Annotated in this window: 1 rRNA gene; it reads left to right on the forward strand. The window is 51.7% G+C overall.

What is annotated here, in order from left to right:
- A 16S ribosomal RNA gene (locus tag C2M17_RS06135) occupies window positions 1–623 on the forward strand; the annotation flags it as partial.

Raw genomic sequence — 623 nt, forward strand, 5'->3', positions numbered from 1 at the left:
TGTGACGTTACTTACAGAAGAAGCACCGGCTAACTCCGTGCCAGCAGCCGCGGTAATACGGAGGGTGCGAGCGTTAATCGGAATTACTGGGCGTAAAGCGTACGCAGGCGGTTTGTTAAGCGAGATGTGAAAGCCCCGGGCTTAACCTGGGAACTGCATTTCGAACTGGCAAACTAGAGTGTGATAGAGGGTGGTAGAATTTCAGGTGTAGCGGTGAAATGCGTAGAGATCTGAAGGAATACCGATGGCGAAGGCAGCCACCTGGGTCAACACTGACGCTCATGTACGAAAGCGTGGGGAGCAAACAGGATTAGATACCCTGGTAGTCCACGCCGTAAACGATGTCTACTAGAAGCTCGGTCTTTCGGGACTGTTTTTCAAAGCTAACGCATTAAGTAGACCGCCTGGGGAGTACGGCCGCAAGGTTAAAACTCAAATGAATTGACGGGGGCCCGCACAAGCGGTGGAGCATGTGGTTTAATTCGATGCAACGCGAAGAACCTTACCTACACTTGACATACAGAGAACTTTCCAGAGATGGATTGGTGCCTTCGGGAACTCTGATACAGGTGCTGCATGGCTGTCGTCAGCTCGTGTTGTGAGATGTTGGGTTAAGTCCCGCG

It is taken from the genome of Pseudoalteromonas sp. T1lg10, assembly GCF_002964545.1.
Taxonomy (GTDB): Bacteria; Pseudomonadota; Gammaproteobacteria; order Enterobacterales; family Alteromonadaceae; genus Pseudoalteromonas.